This is a genomic window from Bacillus sp. AFS012607, assembly GCF_002558005.1.
Classification (GTDB): Bacteria; Bacillota; Bacilli; order Bacillales; family Bacillaceae_G; genus Bacillus_A; species Bacillus_A thuringiensis_S.
Genome location: NZ_NTVM01000014.1, coordinates 24,967 through 43,079, shown reverse-complemented (window position 1 = coordinate 43,079; position 18,113 = coordinate 24,967). Strand labels below are relative to the sequence as shown.

The window sequence follows — 18,113 nt, the reverse complement described above, 5'->3', positions numbered from 1 at the left end:
CGCTCCTTTCTGATTCTATTTATATCGTATCAAAAAAGGGAGGATAAGGGTTATAAAGAGCAACGTTTTTTCTTCATCTTGAGTTTTATTAATAAGTTAAGTAAACGATCTAATTCTTGGCTGAAAGAAATCACTTTATTATGAGTTAATCCGTATCGTTCAACGAGATAGATTAACTCTTTCTTTTTCGCTTCTATTCGATTGTTTAGTTTCGATAAGTTCATAAGTTGAATGTAATGCCTCCTACAAAAGTATTTATCACATAAAAAATAAGACCGAATGAATTCGGTCTTAAAGGAAATAATAAGACAACTTACAAATAGCATACACTGTTTATCAATAGTTTTTAATATGAAAATGAAAAATAAATCATTATACATATTGAGAAAGATGTGTCTGATAATTTTTAAAAACTGATGCAAAGAGGCTGTCTACATAGTAGACAGCCTGTAAGATATTAACCCTTATGATATTTGTACATCCAAAGTAGACCGGATTTTAATAATCTTGGTACACGTCCCATTAATGGTTGGTTTGCAAGTAAACCGAAGCCATGCTTCTTACCAAGAGAGCCGAGAACACCTTTTAATTTGATTACAGGTAGTTCGTCAGGAAGTGGTTCATTGTTCCAACGTTTTAATAATATTTGGACAATTTGCTCTCCTTGACCTTCAGCAAGTTGGGCAGATGGAGCGTGTGGAAGTGCTGCGCAATCTCCTACAACATACACGTGCTCGTTATTTGGAATATTATGATATTTAGTTAAGACAACCCGTCCGCTACCATCTTGTTCAACTGGAAGGTTTCGAACAACTTCATTTGCTTGAATACCAGCTGTCCAGACGATTGCATCACATTCAAGTGGTTCATCGTGGTTATACACAATATTTGGTTCCACTTTTGTAATGTTAGAGTTTCTTATAATAGTAACTTTATGTTTTACGAACCATTCTTCTACGTATCTACTTAATTTCTCTGGATACGGGAATAAAATTCTATCTTTTCGATCAAATAAATAGATTTTTAAATCAGAACGGCTTTCGCGAAGTTCACTGGCAACTTCCACACCACTTAAGCCAGCGCCAACGACAGCTACTGTTGCATTTGGTTCTAGACTATTTAATTGTTCATATGTCTTACGTGTTTGTTCAATCGATTGTAGGCTATGTGTATATTCTTTCGCCCCAGGAACGTTATGATATTTATCCTCACAGCCAAGACCGATAATTAAATCATCATATTGGATCGCTTCGCCGCCATCGAGATGAACAGCTTTTTCTTCGAGATCAATATTTGTTATTGTGCCGTATTGAATATTGAGGCGTGGGTGCTCGGGAAACGGTATACGAATATGTGTTTCTGAAATAGTACCCGCAACTAATGCATAATATTCAGTTTTGAAGCAATGATATGGTACTTTGTCGATTAATGTCACTTGTACATCATCTGGAAGTTGGTTGCTTGGAAGTAGCCTTTGTAGAATTCTCATTCCACCGTAGCCGCCACCTAGTATTACGAGGTGTTTCATGATGGATTACCCCTTTTCTGTTGAAATATCCCCTAATCATAAAATTTTATATTAATAAAATATTTTGACTTTACTCAATCAAATTATATCGAATTTGTGAACAAATAACAATGCATGAATGAATACTCTGTTGTACAATAAGAAGAAAAGTAAAGTAAACTGTTTTGCCTTTTTAGTTACTATTTTATTGCAAGTAGCATGTTATATAAAATAAAACCATCTACTTTGAAGTGAAATAGTGAAGTAACTAAATAGTTTAGGATGTATAACGAAAACAACAAGAGACAGCTTAGTTTTCTTCTTATAGATGAAGTCAGAAGGTAATTTGTTTTGTAGTACAGGGGGGAGAATTTTGATTAAACCATTAATTGAATTTTGTGTAGGTAACCTTGCAAGTGGTTCACAAGCAGCTTTAGAGAAATTAGAAAAAGATCCGAATTTAGATGTAATGGAGTATGGTTGTTTAGGATATTGTGGCATTTGTTTTGAAGGACCGTTTGCACTTGTAAATGGTGAAGTTGTACAAGGTGCTACAGTAGAAGAACTGGTCAATAATGTATATGATTATTTGGATGAAAATCCAATGTTTTAAGGTGTTGCAATCAGCAGCACCTTTTTCATTAGATAAAATGTTATTTCGTAGGGTAGTTTAATACTATAGATAAATAAAAAAAGGCCCTTTTTAGAAGGGCTTTTTTCTTACACAATGTGTGTAAGAGTGGCTCATCGCCAAACGTTGTCAAATATGAGAAACGGGGGACATTCATATTGTGTTCTAAAAGCATGCATTCTATACTTAAAATAACAAATTATTTTTGGAGTGAATATAAATGAGCCAATTTTCTTTTACAAAAATGCATGGTCTTGGCAATAGTTATATATATGTAAATATGTTTGAAGAACAAATTCCTGAAGAAGATTTAGTTCTTGTGGCGGAAAAGGTTTCAAATATTAATACTGGTATTGGAGCAGATGGGATGATTCTAATTTGTCCATCTGACGTAGCTCCGGTGAAAATGCGCATGTTTAATAATGATGGTTCAGAAGGAAAGAGTTGTGGTAACGGTTTACGATGCGTAGCGAAATATGCGTATGAGCATAAACTAGTAGAAGAAACAGTTTTCACAATTGAAACGTTAGCTGGTATTGTAACAGCGGAAGTAACGGTAGAAGAAGGGAAAGTTACATTAGCGAAAATCGATATGGGAGCACCGCGTTTAACACGTGCAGAAATACCGATGCTTGGTGAAGGTGAAACACCATTTATTCGTGAAAACTTCTTATACAATAATCATCGCCATGCATTTACAGCTGTTTCAATGGGTAATCCGCATGCGGTTATTTTTGTTGATGATGTAGAGCAAGCACCTCTTACAACACTTGGTCCAGTCCTGGAGACACATGAAATGTTCCCAGAGCGAGTAAATGTTGAATTCATCGAGATTTTGAATGATGCAGAGATGAATTTCCGCGTTTGGGAACGTGGATCTGGTGTAACGCAAGCTTGCGGAACAGGAGCGTGCGCTGCAGTTGTCGCTGCTATTTTAAATGGAAAGATGGAACGTGGTAAGGAAATTACAGTCCATTTAGCTGGCGGCGATTTAATGATTGCGTGGACTGAAGAAGGAAACGTGTTGATGAAAGGGCCTGCGGAAGTAATTTGCCGCGGAGTGTATGAGTACAAGATAGAAGCGTAAAGATGTATAATAGAATGAGAACAGAAAGGATGGTGTATTTCATGATTGAAGTAACAGAACAAGCAGCTTTTCAAATTAAAGATATGTTAAAAGATGCTGAAGATGGAGAGAAGTACGTGCGCCTTGCTGTACACGGCGGCGGATGTACTGGCCTTTCTTACGGCTTAGGATTTGAAGTAGAACCAAAAGAAGACGACACAGTTCTTGAGTTTTTCGGTGTTGAATTTGTTATCGATACAGAAAGTGCTCCAATTGTTAAAGGAGTAAAAATTGATTATAAACAATCGATGCTTGGCGGCGGATTCACAATCGACAATCCAAACGCAATCGCATCATGCGGATGCGGATCATCTTTCCGTACAGCGACGAATGCTGGTAAGCCAGAAGAGTGCTAAGTTTTTAGCAGAAATAGAGAAAGACCTTTTTAGCGATGAAATAAAATCGTTAAGGAGGTCTTTTCTTTTGCCGTAAAATCCTGATTGGTACGGGCTAATTAAAGTTTCGCTTTATCTTTGCATAGATGCATGTATCAGTTAGTTGTTTGCCGTCAGCTGAAAAATCTTCATTACGTAATATCCCTTCAAGTTCAAAGCCTAGTTTTTCAGGGAGTGCACGACTTTTCGTGTTATTACATTCACATCGTATTTCAATCCTTCTAAATTTGAATAACTGAAATCCAAGGTTTGTTAACGCACTTACTGTTTCTGTCATATATCCACTGCCACTAAATTGCGTGTTAATCCAGTATCCAATTTCACATTTAGAAACCTTCCAATCAATTCGATGAAGGCTAGCTGTTCCAACAAAATCATTCGTCTCTTTATGATAGATAAGATAGCGAAAGCTTTCTCTTTTCAAAAAATCTATATGCGCATTTCTCAGGAGAATTTCCGTTTCTTCAACAGTAGGAATGGACTGGAATAAAGACAACCATGGCTTTAATTCACGAATTGAATCTTTAATAGCTTCATGGACTACATTCCCTTCACCTGCTTGAAGTGGTGCTCGAAGAATGAGTCTGTCTGTTTCTATTTGTAACGGAACATCTAATAAAATAGGGTTCATATCATTTCTCCTCTCGAAACCTTTAAATTATGACAGAATGAAACTTATATCATAAAAAAACTTTCACCCAAAAGAAATAATTCTGGAGGACGAGAGTTGCAATTTATAATAAATGAATTGAAAAATACTTTATCTCACTAATAGAAAATCACGTCACAGCATCACTATTAGTTATTATAGAACTGTGCGAAGTACAGGAATATAGTAAAGCTTATCTCCCATAAAGGAACCTCTCAAAAACGAGTAAACAATAAATATATATTCAATTCATCATTTAGAAATCCCTTTTCACATATTGAAAACTAAACTATCAGTTGGTACAGCAGCATTAGGTTGTTAAACTAATGCATATGTTAATTGAATAAGGAATTATTATTTTTTAAACTGCTTTAAATTGAACGCATAATTCAAGATTGATTATCTATACACAATCGCATCATGCAGATTTGGATCATCTTTCCGTACAGCGACGAATGCTGGTAAGCCAGAAGAGTGCTAAGTTTTTAGCCAAAATAGGAAAGACCTTTTTAGCGATAGAATAAAATCGTTAGGAAGGTCTTTTATTTTGGCGTTAAAACAGAAAATGCATGTAAAGTTACTTTAGAATTTAATTTAAATGTTATTATATATGGGATATATGATTAATCGAGTTTCATATTGTTCGTTTTAAGATAAGATTATGCAACAGAAATGTAAATGAATAGGAGAAATATACTATTTATTAGTTATATTTAATGTTAATATTTGTAACGAAGATGATTGGTGACCATGTTTGGATTAGCTGTAGCTGCATCGGTTATGACTAATAGGTAGATTTATTCCATAAAAGCCCGATTGGTGAGGGCTGATTAAAGTTTCACTTTATATAAAAAAGGTGCATGAGGGAGAAGGCTATAGCAAATTGTATAGAACTGAATAGTTCCGTATTAATTAAAATACGTTGATTACTAAATATTAAAAAATACCGGGGGGATTAGAGTGAAGTCATTTAAGAGAGTACTTATAGTAGGGATGGCGTTGACTACAGTATCGATTTTGGGAGCTTGTTCTAGCGATACAGACGTATTAACAAAAGTAGGAGTAAAGCAACCAGCGAAGGCGGAAGGTGACGTACTAAAAGAACAGAAGAAAACACCTATGACTACGAGTAAACGTGAAAGTATTAAAAATGAGGACGCTCCATCATCACAGAAGCGTTACATTTCTCATGATGAATCTAAAAAGATTGAGGAAGGTATGATGTATACGGATATTCTTAATACGATTGACTACGGTGGTGAGAACATAAAACATTATAATAACAATGAAAAACGCGTATTTTATACTGAAAAAGATACGGATGGTACATATGAAATTATGGTTGAATTAAATACATATGGTTACGTTGTGAATATTGAACGTACTGCTATAAAGGATACAGAGAAAGATACAGAGAAAGATAAAGAGAAAGATAAAGAGAAAGATAAAGAGAATCGGGTATCTACGAAACGTATTGAAGAGCCTGTAAAGGAATATGAAGAAAAAAACGATCGTGTACCGTGGTATAAAGATGTAAATAACAATTCGGCAGCAGTAAGTTACAATCACTATTTGAAAATCAAAAAAGGTATGCCTGCGAATCAAGTAAAAGCTGCAATTGGACAGCCACATGTGATTGAGAAATATAAATCTTATTCAGTATATGACTATACTGGTTATGGTGGAGAAGGATCATTACGTGTAATCTTTGAACCGAATGGAACTGTTACGGATGTAGTGGAAGACGGTTTACCACGATAATAAATTAGTTACGGGAAGAGTTGTAGTAAAGTTTTCGTTGATTTTATAAAGTTTTTGGGAGCATACCCGAATATAGATGGAAAGTGTTTTTATTAGCCATGTTAACTATAGTATCAGTATTTACCGAAGTTTCTTCCAAATTCAATAGCGTTATTGTGGATGTTGTTGTCGTATTATTCTTGTTGGTATATATCGCAGTAGGACAGCGGTTGTAACTGAACGTAAGAGGACGCGTAGTAGCAGCTTCCTTTTGAAAGAAGGAGGAAAATATGATGGAGGATATTCTTGAATTCATAGGGAGATACGTAATTAAACCTATTATTAGTTTAGTGAGATATCTTGTAATAGAGATTATAATTGAGGGCGTAATAAACGGTATAAGGAAATTACGTGATAAGTGGCGAAATTGGCGTGAAAGACGTTATTGGCGGTAGTGTAGGTGATGAGTGTGCGAAACAAAAACGTTATACAGAAGTTATGAAGAAGTTTAATGAAATAATAGAAAACGACTTGCATTTAGAATCTGTACTCGTTCCAATTGGTGATGGAATGACGATTTCTAAAGTGAAGAAATAATTATTATCTTACAAAAGTGTAATGTTCATGTCATGTTTTTGAATTTCTTCTTTAAGCTCTGCGCTTTAAGATAAGAATATAAGAAAAACATATGAGGTGAAGGAAATGAAAAGATACATTGCACTATTTAGTATTTTAGTTGTATTTGCAAGTCTGTTAGTTGGTTGTGATTTAAACCGTATGGGTAAAGATGAGTATTATGTTCAAATTACAGTAGATGGAAAAGAATTTGATAGTAAAGCTAGTGATGGGCAGAAATTTAAAGATTATGAATATAAGCTGACTGGCTTTGATAAAGACGGTAAAGAAAAAGAATTGGAATTCACAGCACAAAAAAACCTTCGTAAAGAAGCATTCCTACGCGTATACAACTCAGATAAAAAAGGTGTAACAGCTTGGGAAGAAGTGAAGAAAGACGAGCTTCCAGCGAAAGTGAAAGAAAAATTAGGCGTGAAATAAGACAGATAGAAAAGGAATTGACGAACAGGGTCAATTCCTTTTTTTGCTTTCAAATTCTTCTTCTGAAAAGACTTTAAATCCGTATCTTTTAAATAAAGCAGTAGTTACCCCGTAACCAGTTTGCTTATTACCGTTAAATTCTCCAGTATAAATCGTAGAACTACCACAAGATGGACTACGTTCCTTTAAAATAATATATTCTGGTTGTAAATTTTTAATTTGTTCTAATGCTTTATAAGCGCCATTTACGAAAGCTTCTGTGACATCTTCACCATCTTTTGTGATCACTTTCGCTTTTCCGTCCAAAACGTCGTCGCCATTCCCGCCAATAATTTCAGCGGAAGGACGAGGCGTTGGTAGTCCCCCTAATACTTCAGGACAAATGAGGACGGTATCTTCTTTTTGCAGAAGCTCCTCTATTTTTGAAACGAGATTGTCATTTCCGTCATATCGACAAGCGATACCACCTAAACAAGCGCTAATTACGATCATATTTTCATCTCCATTAAAAAAATATTAAATTCCACGCCAAATTCTCTTCCTGCCTCTTACTTATAAATGAGGTGATATAAATGGGAAGCTTATATAATTTAATGAAACCATATAGTGAATTTCGAAGTAAAGAAGAGTTTAATACATATCAAAAACAAGTTTTGAAGTGCTACCGATTTCAATTGAATAAAACTGATTCTATCATTATTCATTTTTTAGGAAAGTATGCGGTGAATGAGAAACAAAAAACAGTAGGAGTCGCCTGTCCGTTAATGGAGACGATTGCGAAGAATGTTGGAAAGAGTATTCGTACAGTACGCCGTTCAATTGCAAAGTTAGAGGGACTAGGAATTATAAAGCGTGTTGCAACAAAAGAAAGACATAAGCGCGGCGGGTATAGTGCGAATTTATATATTTTTCTTATATCTGCAATTGACCGCATGGATGACCGTATGAAAATGTCCGCTTGTAAAAGTGAGGATTATGCAGCTGGCTGTAGCGGAAAGGAACAAAAAAACGAGAGGGAAACAATTCTTTCTAAAAACATTCCACAAATAAAAGAGAAAAGAAAAATAACGTACGAGCTTGATGAGACGTATTGCCGTCATGATATACCGAAGCCTTTTATATACGCACTTCTGCCGATGACGAGTAATCCGAAGAAGATTAATATATTTTGGAGTAAGGTAGAACTTGCATATAAAAAGAGCGGATTGCTAGAGCAAGGTGTTTTACTAGAGCAAATATTAGCTGATGAAGAAGTGTATGGAAATTTCATTTGGCGAGTGAAGAGTGTCGTGAGAGCTTATAAATACGGGGAAATCCGTAAAAATGTGAAGGCACTTTTATATAGTACAGTGCGAGATTTATTTTTAGAGGTTGGATTAGAATGGGGAGCAGCACTGAGAAGAAGTAAGGGGATAGCGTTATTTGATCCATTTAAAAAGGAGCCATGCGTATAATACATGACTCCAAGTAGCTAGTCGAACTTTCTTACAACTGGAACACGAATCGCTACAAATAGTACGAAGACGATAACAGCAATTGCACCGCTTTTCATAACGGTTACGATTGGAATTCCCAGTGCAAGTGCGATTGATGTGAATGCATAAGAGAGCGGGATAAAGCCCATTGATGATAGCATAAGTAAGCTCATTACGCGTCCCATCATTTCCTCTTTTACTGTCGATTGAATCATCGCCATAAGCGGAACGATAGCCATTGCAATTGTAATACCATAAAACATGCCGGCTAATAGTGCTTGCCAAAGTACGGTGCTAAAGTTGATGGCTAAGAAGAATACACCAGACAATAGCATCATGATAATACAAAAAAGACCGCGCCTACGATTAATATTTCTTAAACCGACAATGACAGCACCGATTGCCATTCCGCCGCCTACAGATGCTTCTAAGTAACTAAACTGGAGTGAATCACCATGCAGCACGTTTTTAACAAAAAGCGGGAAACCAACTTGCATCGGGCCGATCAAAAATAAGTTTAAAAAGGCGCTACAAATAAGGAAAGTTGAAAGGAATGGTGATTCCTTTACATATAAGATTCCTTCTTTAATGGAAGTGAACATACCTTTATCCGTATCTTTTAGTTCTGGCATCGTAAATTGTATTTTTTGAACGAGTATGGCCGCGACAATCAGTAATAAAATTGTAATAGAAAATATTGTCTCGTAGTTTGTGAATTTGATAAGAATTCCGCCAAGTACAGGGCCTAAGATGACCGATGCTTGGTTCGTCATTTGTGTAAGTGAATTCGCTTGTGTTAACCGGCTTTTTTCTACCAATTCCGGTAAGATAGATCCATCTGCTGACCAGAAGAAAGCATCGGCAAGTCCAAAGAATAAAGCGAATAAAGCAAATGTATATAGTGTTACATCACCAACGATAAACCATGTGAGAATGGTTGCAACAAGAATCGTTCGAATAATATTGGAGTAAAACATAATGTTTTTTTTCGGGAATTTATCAGCTACAGCGCCGCCGATAATCATAAAAATAAGCCTTGGAACACTAAGAGCTACGAAAACAACACCGAGTGAAGCTTCAAGGTTTAATGTTTTTGCTATGTACCACGTTTGTGAAAAAGTAAAAAAGGCTAAAGCAAAGCTTGAAAAAAGAGTAGCTGCCCAAAGAAAAAGGAAATTCGTATTTTTTAATAACGGTTTTCCGCTTCCTTCTAAAGCAGTTTTATTTTGTTGTAGTTCCTCCATATTGCTTCCTTTCTATGTGACAAATTTAAACTAAAAAAACAGTAAACGCCCGATTGGTGAGGGCTAATACTCAATGAGAGATGTCCCTCGCTGATTATAGTTTCACTTTATACAGTTTCTAATATTTCTATACTGCACTTTCTCATTGTAGACAATAATAATGAATTTGCACAGTGGCTATTTAACGACAAAAAAGAAGATACCAAATGGTATCTTCTTTTTTGTCGTTCAGGCTAATGCAATATAAATATCCAATTGTACGTTGGTTGGATCTGTTGCTTTTTCATCATAAAGCTCAAAGTCTGTTGTAAAAGCACGTTTATTTTCTTTCGACCATTTCCAAATATATTCCCAAGCTTCGCAAACGACTTCAGCAACTGGTCCCTTTCTCGTTGTAAATACCGCATACGTAGCGGCGGGTATTGTTAAAGTTGTCATATTTTCAGGAACTTCTTTTAGTGAAGAAACGGGCATACCGATTGTAAATGTATATGTACCAGTTTCATCTGATTCGTAGTTGGAGTAGAAAGCGAGTGTTTCTTTCGTTTGTTGATTTGGGATGTGATGCATCATTTGTTCTTGAAAGTATCGGTTCCAGAGCTCGGGAATTTTTCCTTCAGTAGATGCTTCTTTTTCATTAGTCGTCGTAACCGAAACGCCGATTGCTTGGAAAGCTTCTTTTTTTACGATAATAGGTTCTTTCATCTTTAAAATATCCCCCTTATTAAATAGAACGTTTGTTCTTTTTTATTGTAACATATTTTGGAAGGATACGGTAGCGCAATAATAAAAAACTCTTTCGCGTAAAAGGAGTTCTTTTCATTGCTATATTAAAACATACTTGAGCTATGCATCGGTTGAAGTTTTGCATTTGGATCGAAGTAAGCTTTTGCATTGTTTACTGCTGTCGGTGCTTCGCCAAATCCACAAGCGATAAGTTTTACTTTTCCTTCATATGTACAAATGTCACCAGCAGCGTAAATGCCAGGAATATTCGTTTCCATTTTTGAATTCACAAGGATGCTATTTTTTTGTATATCTAAGCCCCAGTTTTTAATTGGACCAAGAGAAGAAACGAAGCCGTAGTTTACAATTACGTCATCAACATCGATGATAACTTTTTCTTCAGTTTTTACGTGCTGAAGAACGACTTGTTCAATTTTGTCATCACCAATGAGTTCAACTGGAACATACGGTGTACTTACTTCTGCACGAGAATTCATTAAGTTTTCGACGCTATGTTCATGTGCACGGAATTTATCACGGCGATGAACGATTGTAACTTTTTCAGCAATCGGTTCTAACATCATCGTCCAGTCTACTGCGGAGTCGCCACCGCCAAATACTACGACGCGCTTGCCAGCAAATTTATTCATATCATCAACGAAATAATGTAAGTTTTTCTTTTCGTATTTTGCTGTACCTTCTAATTCTAAGCGGCGTGGTTGGAAAGCACCATTGCCGGCAGTGATGATGACTGATTTAGAATAGTGAGTTTGTTTATTCGTAACAAGTTTAAATATACCATCAGCTTGTTTTTCAAGCGTATCAACCGCTTCTTCTAAGCAAACGGTTGGATCAAATTTCTTCATTTGCTCTTTTAAGTTATCGACTAATTCTTGTGCACGCACTTTTGGAAATCCAGCCACATCATAAATGTATTTTTCAGGGTAGAGTGCGGATAATTGTCCTCCAAGTTGAGGTAAGCTTTCAATGATTTTTACACTTGCTTGTCTCATACCGCCATAAAATGCTGTGAACAGTCCCGTTGGACCACCACCAATAATTGTTATGTCGTAAACTTTTTGATTTTCTGCCACTTTCATTCCCCCTATAGATGGAATTTTGATATTGATTTCATATATTGTTCATATGTACACGAAAATCCTGCAAATGATGACACTTTCAAATAAATGATAGCATATTTGAGTTCATAATACTTCTGAAAACGACTGAATTGTGTGTAAGTTTTCGCATAGGTTCTTTTTTATTGTATAAAATATACAGAAAGGAAAATACATGAAAAAAAGGATGAAAAACCCTTGAAAACGCTATGTTATTTTAAAATATTGATAATTCGCCAGATGCTTGAATTCTGGAATAAAACCGACTAATATAGGGAAGTATTATGTTAAATTTCTATGACAAAATTCGTACGATTTTTTGACTGCGTTTTGTTATGATATAGAATGTGATAAATTCCACATTCTTGACAAATAGAGTTTTTAGTACTTGGTATTATTTCTCATTACTATTATATAAAGAAAAGGGTTGTGATTTGGTGAAGACTCCAAAAATCGTAGTTTTAGGTGCAGGTTATGGCGGGATGATTACGACTGTTCGTCTGCAAAAAGCATTATCTGTAAATGAAGCTGAAATTACGTTAGTAAACAACAACAGCTATCACTACCAAGCGACTTGGTTACACGAGAGCGCAGCTGGTACATTACAAGATGAAAAAATCTGTCTAGATATTCAAGACGTTATTGATACAAATAAAGTGAACTTTGTACAAGACACAGTAGTAGAAATTAAAGCTGCTGAAAAACGTATTATCTTAAAAGACGGCGAGTTAGAGTATGACTACTTAGTAATCGGTCTTGGTTTCGAATCAGAAACATTCGGAATTACAGGATTAAAAGAGCATGCATTCTCAATCGCTAACATTAATGCAACTCGTGAAATTCGTGAGCATATGGAAGCTAGTTTCGCTAAATATGCAGATGAGAAGCGCGATGAGTTAGTAACAATCGTTGTTGGTGGTGCTGGATTTACTGGTATCGAGTACGTAGGTGAGCTTGCAAACCGTGTTCCTGAACTTTGCAAACAGTACAATGTACCACGTGAAAAAGCACGTATCATTTGTGTAGAAGCGGCTCCAACAGCACTTCCAGGTTTCGATCCAGCATTAGTAGAATACGCTGTAAAACAACTTGAGAAAAAAGGCGTAGAATTCCGCATCGGTACAGCAATTAAAGAAGCAACTGAAGAAGGAATTATCGTTGCAAATGGCGATGATACGGAATTAATTAAGTCTGAAACAGTAGTTTGGGCTGCAGGTGTTCGTGGTAATGGTATTGTGGAAGAGTCTGGCTTTGAAGCAATGCGCGGACGTGTAAAAGTTGATGAGTACATGCACGCTCCAGGATACGAAGAGGTATTCATGGTTGGTGATGCCGCGTTAATTATTAACGAAGAAATTAACCGTCCATACCCACCAACAGCACAAATTGCAATTCAACAAGGTTACAACATTGCACACAACTTAACTGTATTAGTTCGTGGCAAGGGCGAAATGAAAAAATTCGCATTCGATAATAAAGGATCTGTATGTTCTTTAGGTCATGACGATGCAATGGGTGTTGTTATGGGTAAAAAGTTAACAGGTTGGAAAGCTTCCTTCATGAAGAAAGTAATCGATAACCGCTACCTGTTCTTATTAGGTGGACCTTTATTAGTTCTTAAAAAAGGTAAATTAAAGTTCTTTTAATATATAGTAGAAAAAGCAGAAACGGCTAAGCGCTGTTTCTGCTTTTTTCATATTAAAAATATAGTATAATATATAAAAAAGAAAGAATATTCTGTCCGTTATGATGGAGGAGGTTATTACATCATGGAGAAACGAGGGAAGGTATGGCTAGCTGTTAGCGGTCTAGTAGCTACAAAAGATGGCAGGTGGCTATTCGTTAAGAAGAAATACAGTGGATTAAAAGGGAAATGGTCTTTACCGGCTGGTTTTGTAAATGAAGGTGAGACAGTTGATGAAGCTGTGAAACGCGAAGTGTTAGAAGAGACAGGCATTGTCGCTGATGTGAAGGGGATCATTGGTGTTCGATCGGGTGTTATTCGTGATGAAATTAGTGATAATATGATTATTTTCCTTTTGGAGCCTGAAGGAGAAAATATTATTGTACAGGAGAAAGAATTGTCTGAAGTGGCGTTCTTACATCCAGATAAGATTGCGGACGATCCGAATACGTCTGTACTTATTAAATATTTGTTAGAAGGAAGATCAGAACTACATCTTGAAGTGGACAAAACATTAAATCCAGGAGAATCATTTGGTTATACAGCTTATCACGTATTTACGGCACGTGCGAAGGAGAGGGAAAAAGAGTGAGTATACCGGTACTACTTATTTCAATGATGTTATTCTTTATTTTGTTCTTTGGAATTGGATTTTTACTCAACATGATTTTGCGGGCTACATGGGTAATGGTTATTGTGTATCCGATTGTTTGTATGCTTATTATTAATAAAGCGAGTATGTGGGATTATTTTTCAAAGCCGAAAGAAACATTTTCTTCATTTGGGACAAGTGTATCGCACTTAGGACAAGCAGACTTATTTATTCTATCTACTGGATTAGTAGGGGCTGCTTTAGCAGGAGTCGTGATCAAGAAACTTCGGAAAAGCGGATATCAAATGTTTTAATCTCCAATTCATTTGGAGATTATTTTTTTTGCATATTCCTTCATCGTATAGGGAATGATTAACGATGAAGGAGTGTGGAATATAAAAATGTTAAAACGATATTGTATTCGCATTATGATGACTTGTTTACTTGCAATTGCATTATGCGTAACATGGAATGCTTTCACAGGAGTTTCTCTATTAGAGATTGTAAAGAAATATGAGGGAACGAGTGCAAAAGAAGTACATGCAGCAGAAGTTAAGAGAAATGTTGCTCCGAGTAAAGAAGTGATAAATGCTTTAGAGCAGGCAAACGACTGGTCTAAATATCGTTCAATTGAAATGACTGCAACAGGTTATACATCGGGGATTGAGTCAACTGGTAAGAGGCCAGGGCATCCAGAGTATGGTATTACATATTCAGGTGTTAAAGTGAAAAGGGATTTATATTCCACAATTGCTGCGGACTTACGCGTATTCCCGATTGGAACGATTCTCTTCGTGCCAGGTTACGGGTATGGTGTAGTAGCTGATAAGGGCGGTGCAATAAAAGGAAACCGTCTTGATCTATATTATGATACGGTGAAAGATGTTTATAGCCAATGGGGTAAGAAAAAAGTAAATGTGTATGTAGTAAAAGTAGGAAATGGTAAGTTTACAGAAGAAGAGTTAACGATGTTAAATCAAGACGAAACGATGCAAGTGTTTCGTGGTCAATATTTAAAACAAAGATAGTCTAGTTGTAATTACGCTAGACTTTTTTTCTTGGCTTATTTCATAATAGAGGAGATTTTACACGTCATATAACTGTAGTTGGAATTGTCGCATTTTATAGAAAATAAAGTTATAATGGTGGTAGAGAAATTTAGGGGGTCTGAACATGTTTCAAGTACAAAAAGAATTAGCAGGTCATGAAGTAGTGATTGTTGCTCTATTTGAAGAAGAGAAAATGAGTAGTTTTGTACAAGAACTGGACAAAGCGTTTGAAGGACAATTACAAGTTTTACTAGAAGAGAAAGAATTATCTACGAAGAAAAAGGCCATTTCGAAAGTACATAGCTTAGGAAAAACAAATGTGAAACGTTATTACTTTGTTGGTTTAGGCAAGAAAGAGTCTTACACGACAGAAACGTTACGTGCGGCTCTTGGAAAAGCGTTTAAAACATTACAAGTAGCAAAAGTACAAGATGCAGCAATCTTACTTGATTCTTTCGTAACAGAGAAATTAGACGCGATTGATGTCGCTCATATTGCAGCAGAGGTACAAGGCCTTGGTACATATGAATTACAAACGTATAAATCAGATAAAAAGGATCGTGTAGAGTTAGAGAAGTTCACGGCTATTACAGCGGAAGATGCACAAGAAATTGAAGCCGCATTAACAGTTGGCTACGTACATGGACGTGCAACAAATTCAGCTCGTACACTTGTAAATATGCCGCCAAACGTATTAACAGCGACAAAGCTTGCTGAGTATGCTGTTGAGTTAGCGGAGAAGTATGATATGGACTATAAAGTTCTTGAAAAAGAAGAGATGGAAGATCTTGGTATGGGTGCGTTGCTTGCAGTAAACCAAGGTAGTACAGAGCCACCCAAAATGATTGCTCTTATTTATAAAGGAAAAGAAGAGTGGACAGATGTCATTGGATTCGTTGGAAAAGGTATTACATACGATACAGGTGGTTATTCTTTAAAACCACGTGAAGGCATGGTTGGTATGAAAGGTGATATGGGCGGTGCAGCTGCTGTATTAGGTGCGATGGAAATTATCGGAGAACTGCGCCCAGAACAAAATGTGATCGCTGTTATTCCTTCAACTGATAACGTTGTAAGTGGTACGGCATTTAAGCCAGACGATGTAATCACATCTATGAGTGGAAAAACAATTGAAGTATTAAATACGGATGCAGAAGGTCGTCTAGCTTTAGCTGATGGTATTACGTATGCGAAAAAACTTGGTGCAAACTACCTTGTTGATGTTGCAACATTAACAGGCGGTGTAATTGTTGCACTTGGAAACCATACGACAGGCGCAATGACAAATAATGAAGAGTTGTTTGAGCAAGTACTAGAGGCTTCTATGGAAACAGATGAACCAATTTGGCAACTACCGATTTTTGATCGTGATAAAGAACGTGTGAGAAACAGTAAGTTTGCTGATTTAAATAACTCACCAGGCCGTGAAGGACATGCGGTTATGGCAGGTACATTCCTAGGCGAATTCGCTGAAGATACACCGTGGGTACACTTAGATATCGCTGGAACATCAGAAACACAAGGCGCGCACGACTTAGGTCCAGCTGGAGCAACTGGTGCAATGGTACGCACGCTTGCAACACTTGTGGAGCGTTTTGGAGAAGAATAATTTTTTGAAGAAAAGGCTGTCTCAAATTTTTGAGGCAGCCTTTTTTATTGGTATTTAATAGTTGATTTTCAATGTTATACTTATGTGATATAATCTTTCCTGTATTAGAAGTAAATAACAATTGAATAGGGAGGGAAAGAAGAGAGTGACAAAAATAGAAGCACTCTTATTATTATGAGGGAAGGAACTTTATCTCAACAAAATATAGTTGTATTGTTTTTTAAACAGTTACGCCCGAAACAGTGGACTAAAAACTTGCTTGTATTTGCAGCGTTAGTCTTTTCAATAAAACAAGTATCTTTAACTATGGTGGCACAAGCTGCAATTTGTTTTGCGCTATTTTGTGCAATATCTGGCTGTGTCTATATTTTAAATGATTTTATGGATATTGAGGCAGATCGACAACACCCTGTTAAGCGATATCGACCGATGGCATCAGGGGCATTAAATCCGTACTTTGCTATTACGGCAGGTTGTGTTATTTTAGTAGCGTCTTTAGTAGTTTCATATATATTAAATCCGTTGTTGTGCTTAGTATTAGCAGTCTATTTTATTTTAAATGTAGCGTATTCAATTCGTTTAAAACACGTTGTAATCATTGATATTTTAATTATTGCAGCTGGATTTGTTTTACGAGCATTGGCCGGTGGATTAGTTATTCAAGTGCCATTTACACCGTGGTTTTTATTATGTACATTATTACTGTCACTATTCTTGGCTATTAATAAAAGAAGACATGAATTAGTATTGTTACAGAATAATAAAGGTTCTCATAGAAAAGTATTAGAAAGTTATTCTCCTGCTTTGTTAGACCAATTAAGTACAATTGTTACATCGGCAACTATTGTAACTTATGCTATCTTTACTTTTAATGCAGGGAAAAGTATCTATTTAATGTGGACAATCCCATTTGTAATTTACGGGATTTTTCGTTATTTATATTTAGTTCACATGGAAGATAAAGGTGGAGAACCAGATAAAGTTTTATTAGAGGATCAGCATATTTTAATAACAGTGTTGTTATATGCGATAACAGTTATTATTATACTATTGAACTTTTAATTACTCTATTCGGGTTTGTTAAAACGTTTAAGAGGAGTGTCTTAAACGTTTTTTATTTGGAATAAAACATTTTTTGAATATAAACAGTTAAGGAGTATAGAGATGCAACAATTTTTAATGATTATTTTATCAGTTGGTATGGGAGTTGTAGGGCAAATTTTATTAAAATTTGGTGCAATGAAATCACAAAGTTCAGCGGCTGTAGGTATTATGAATTTCATTAACGTACCGAACTTTTTCGGACTAGCTTTTTACGGTTTAAGTGCATTATTATGGATGATTGTGCTGAGAAAGGTTGATTTAAGTTATGCATACCCAATGGTGAGTTTCGGATATGTATTTGTTATTATTGCGTCAGCATTATTATTTGGTGAAACAATCAATTTCATGAAAATTGCTGGAATGGTATGTATAGTAGCTGGCATTTTATTTATTGCAAAATCATAGGAG

Annotated in this window: 21 protein-coding genes and 1 pseudogene; 15 read left to right on the top strand and 7 right to left on the bottom strand. The window is 35.9% G+C overall.

The features are described 5' to 3' along the window. Window positions 1-50 precede the first annotated feature (50 nt). A complete protein-coding gene (locus CN409_RS31480) occupies window positions 51-224 on the bottom strand; it encodes an aspartyl-phosphate phosphatase Spo0E family protein (RefSeq protein WP_001054092.1) in 174 nt (57 codons plus the stop codon). Between the two features lie 233 nt (window positions 225-457). After that, a complete protein-coding gene (locus tag CN409_RS19085) occupies window positions 458-1,528 on the bottom strand; it encodes an NAD(P)/FAD-dependent oxidoreductase (protein WP_000682067.1) in 1,071 nt (356 codons plus the stop codon). Between the two features lie 352 nt (window positions 1,529-1,880). Between CN409_RS19085 and CN409_RS19080 the strand changes: the two genes are divergently transcribed. From CN409_RS19080 to CN409_RS19070, 3 genes are all read left to right on the top strand, one after another. After that, complete coding sequence (locus CN409_RS19080; RefSeq protein WP_000595025.1) at window positions 1,881-2,120, top strand: YuzB family protein; 240 nt, start codon at window positions 1,881-1,883, stop codon at window positions 2,118-2,120. A gap of 238 nt (window positions 2,121-2,358) precedes the next feature. Continuing rightward, complete coding sequence (dapF, locus tag CN409_RS19075) at window positions 2,359-3,225, top strand: diaminopimelate epimerase (protein WP_097981384.1); 867 nt, start codon at window positions 2,359-2,361, stop codon at window positions 3,223-3,225. A gap of 41 nt (window positions 3,226-3,266) precedes the next feature. Next, window positions 3,267-3,620 carry a HesB/IscA family protein gene (locus CN409_RS19070; protein WP_000573830.1) on the top strand — a complete coding sequence of 118 codons (354 nt, stop codon included), beginning with the start codon at window positions 3,267-3,269 and terminating at the stop codon, window positions 3,618-3,620. Between the two features lie 94 nt (window positions 3,621-3,714). Here CN409_RS19070 and CN409_RS19065 read toward each other — a convergent pair whose 3' ends face one another. Further along, a complete protein-coding gene (locus tag CN409_RS19065) occupies window positions 3,715-4,290 on the bottom strand; it encodes a GNAT family N-acetyltransferase (protein WP_097981382.1) in 576 nt (191 codons plus the stop codon). A gap of 421 nt (window positions 4,291-4,711) precedes the next feature. On the opposite strand from CN409_RS19065, the pseudogene CN409_RS19060 reads away from it, so the two are divergent. The 4 genes and pseudogenes from CN409_RS19060 to CN409_RS19045 form a co-directional block, all read left to right on the top strand. Then, a pseudogene (locus tag CN409_RS19060) lies at window positions 4,712-4,789 on the top strand (hypothetical protein); the annotation flags it as partial. A 479-nt stretch (window positions 4,790-5,268) separates the two neighbouring features. Continuing rightward, window positions 5,269-6,069, top strand: coding sequence for a hypothetical protein (locus CN409_RS19055; protein WP_097981381.1), 801 nt, complete (start codon window positions 5,269-5,271; stop codon window positions 6,067-6,069). Between the two features lie 390 nt (window positions 6,070-6,459). Continuing rightward, the gene (locus tag CN409_RS19050) at window positions 6,460-6,645 is read left to right on the top strand and encodes an O-methyltransferase (RefSeq protein WP_002083726.1); all 186 of its coding nucleotides are present in this window, start codon (window positions 6,460-6,462) and stop codon (window positions 6,643-6,645) included. A 105-nt stretch (window positions 6,646-6,750) separates the two neighbouring features. Further along, window positions 6,751-7,104 (top strand): YxeA family protein, encoded by a 354-nt coding sequence (locus CN409_RS19045; protein ID WP_000833144.1) that lies wholly within the window; start codon window positions 6,751-6,753, stop codon window positions 7,102-7,104. A gap of 30 nt (window positions 7,105-7,134) precedes the next feature. On the opposite strand, the gene CN409_RS19040 is transcribed toward CN409_RS19045, so the two are convergent. Continuing rightward, window positions 7,135-7,596: a 2-thiouracil desulfurase family protein gene (locus CN409_RS19040; protein WP_097981379.1), complete on the bottom strand. Its 462-nt coding sequence runs from the start codon at window positions 7,594-7,596 to the stop codon at window positions 7,135-7,137. 80 nt (window positions 7,597-7,676) lie between these two features. Between CN409_RS19040 and CN409_RS19035 the strand changes: the two genes are divergently transcribed. Next, a complete protein-coding gene (locus CN409_RS19035) occupies window positions 7,677-8,558 on the top strand; it encodes a helix-turn-helix domain-containing protein (protein WP_000535257.1) in 882 nt (293 codons plus the stop codon). Between the two features lie 17 nt (window positions 8,559-8,575). On the opposite strand, the gene CN409_RS19030 is transcribed toward CN409_RS19035, so the two are convergent. The 3 genes from CN409_RS19030 to CN409_RS19020 form a co-directional block, all read right to left on the bottom strand. Then, on the bottom strand, window positions 8,576-9,823 hold the full coding sequence (locus CN409_RS19030) for an MFS transporter (protein WP_097981378.1): 1,248 nt from the start codon (window positions 9,821-9,823) through the stop codon (window positions 8,576-8,578). Window positions 9,824-10,051: 228 nt separating this feature from the next. Continuing rightward, window positions 10,052-10,528 carry a GyrI-like domain-containing protein gene (locus tag CN409_RS19025; RefSeq protein WP_000662574.1) on the bottom strand — a complete coding sequence of 159 codons (477 nt, stop codon included), beginning with the start codon at window positions 10,526-10,528 and terminating at the stop codon, window positions 10,052-10,054. Between the two features lie 125 nt (window positions 10,529-10,653). Next, entirely contained in the window at window positions 10,654-11,643 is a 990-nt protein-coding gene (locus tag CN409_RS19020; protein WP_000829785.1) for an NAD(P)/FAD-dependent oxidoreductase, read from the bottom strand. A gap of 461 nt (window positions 11,644-12,104) precedes the next feature. Here CN409_RS19020 and CN409_RS19015 point away from each other — a divergent pair, with 461 nt between their 5' ends. The 7 genes from CN409_RS19015 (at window position 12,105) to CN409_RS18985 (ending at window position 18,110) form a co-directional block, all read left to right on the top strand. Continuing rightward, window positions 12,105-13,313 carry an NAD(P)/FAD-dependent oxidoreductase gene (locus tag CN409_RS19015; RefSeq protein WP_000856602.1) on the top strand — a complete coding sequence of 403 codons (1,209 nt, stop codon included), beginning with the start codon at window positions 12,105-12,107 and terminating at the stop codon, window positions 13,311-13,313. A gap of 123 nt (window positions 13,314-13,436) precedes the next feature. After that, window positions 13,437-13,943, top strand: coding sequence for an NUDIX hydrolase (locus tag CN409_RS19010; protein WP_097981376.1), 507 nt, complete (start codon window positions 13,437-13,439; stop codon window positions 13,941-13,943). After that, window positions 13,940-14,257: a YuiB family protein gene (locus CN409_RS19005; protein WP_000027012.1), complete on the top strand. Its 318-nt coding sequence runs from the start codon at window positions 13,940-13,942 to the stop codon at window positions 14,255-14,257. Before CN409_RS19010 ends, CN409_RS19005 begins: the two co-directional genes overlap by 4 nt. An 87-nt stretch (window positions 14,258-14,344) precedes the next feature. Continuing rightward, window positions 14,345-14,971 (top strand): 3D domain-containing protein, encoded by a 627-nt coding sequence (locus tag CN409_RS19000; protein ID WP_000920103.1) that lies wholly within the window; start codon window positions 14,345-14,347, stop codon window positions 14,969-14,971. A 145-nt stretch (window positions 14,972-15,116) separates the two neighbouring features. Further along, window positions 15,117-16,601: a cytosol aminopeptidase gene (gene pepA / locus CN409_RS18995; protein WP_086396218.1), complete on the top strand. Its 1,485-nt coding sequence runs from the start codon at window positions 15,117-15,119 to the stop codon at window positions 16,599-16,601. 174 nt (window positions 16,602-16,775) lie between these two features. Then, window positions 16,776-17,663, top strand: coding sequence for a decaprenyl-phosphate phosphoribosyltransferase (locus tag CN409_RS18990; protein WP_001206693.1), 888 nt, complete (start codon window positions 16,776-16,778; stop codon window positions 17,661-17,663). A gap of 102 nt (window positions 17,664-17,765) precedes the next feature. Next, entirely contained in the window at window positions 17,766-18,110 is a 345-nt protein-coding gene (locus CN409_RS18985; protein WP_001183889.1) for an EamA family transporter, read from the top strand. Window positions 18,111-18,113: the final 3 nt, after the last annotated feature.

Coding starts and splice junctions, on each gene's coding strand:
- CN409_RS31480 (WP_001054092.1), bottom strand. CDS start 224: ATGAACTTATCGAAACTAAACAATCGAATAGAAGCGAAAAAGAAAGAG.
- CN409_RS19085 (WP_000682067.1), bottom strand. CDS start 1,528: ATGAAACACCTCGTAATACTAGGTGGCGGCTACGGTGGAATGAGAATT.
- dapF (WP_097981384.1), top strand. CDS start 2,359: ATGAGCCAATTTTCTTTTACAAAAATGCATGGTCTTGGCAATAGTTAT.
- CN409_RS19070 (WP_000573830.1), top strand. CDS start 3,267: ATGATTGAAGTAACAGAACAAGCAGCTTTTCAAATTAAAGATATGTTA.
- CN409_RS19065 (WP_097981382.1), bottom strand. CDS start 4,290: ATGAACCCTATTTTATTAGATGTTCCGTTACAAATAGAAACAGACAGA.
- CN409_RS19045 (WP_000833144.1), top strand. CDS start 6,751: ATGAAAAGATACATTGCACTATTTAGTATTTTAGTTGTATTTGCAAGT.
- CN409_RS19040 (WP_097981379.1), bottom strand. CDS start 7,596: ATGATCGTAATTAGCGCTTGTTTAGGTGGTATCGCTTGTCGATATGAC.
- CN409_RS19035 (WP_000535257.1), top strand. CDS start 7,677: ATGGGAAGCTTATATAATTTAATGAAACCATATAGTGAATTTCGAAGT.
- CN409_RS19030 (WP_097981378.1), bottom strand. CDS start 9,823: ATGGAGGAACTACAACAAAATAAAACTGCTTTAGAAGGAAGCGGAAAA.
- CN409_RS19025 (WP_000662574.1), bottom strand. CDS start 10,528: ATGAAAGAACCTATTATCGTAAAAAAAGAAGCTTTCCAAGCAATCGGC.
- CN409_RS19010 (WP_097981376.1), top strand. CDS start 13,437: ATGGAGAAACGAGGGAAGGTATGGCTAGCTGTTAGCGGTCTAGTAGCT.
- CN409_RS19000 (WP_000920103.1), top strand. CDS start 14,345: ATGTTAAAACGATATTGTATTCGCATTATGATGACTTGTTTACTTGCA.
- pepA (WP_086396218.1), top strand. CDS start 15,117: ATGTTTCAAGTACAAAAAGAATTAGCAGGTCATGAAGTAGTGATTGTT.
- CN409_RS18990 (WP_001206693.1), top strand. CDS start 16,776: ATGAGGGAAGGAACTTTATCTCAACAAAATATAGTTGTATTGTTTTTT.
- CN409_RS18985 (WP_001183889.1), top strand. CDS start 17,766: ATGCAACAATTTTTAATGATTATTTTATCAGTTGGTATGGGAGTTGTA.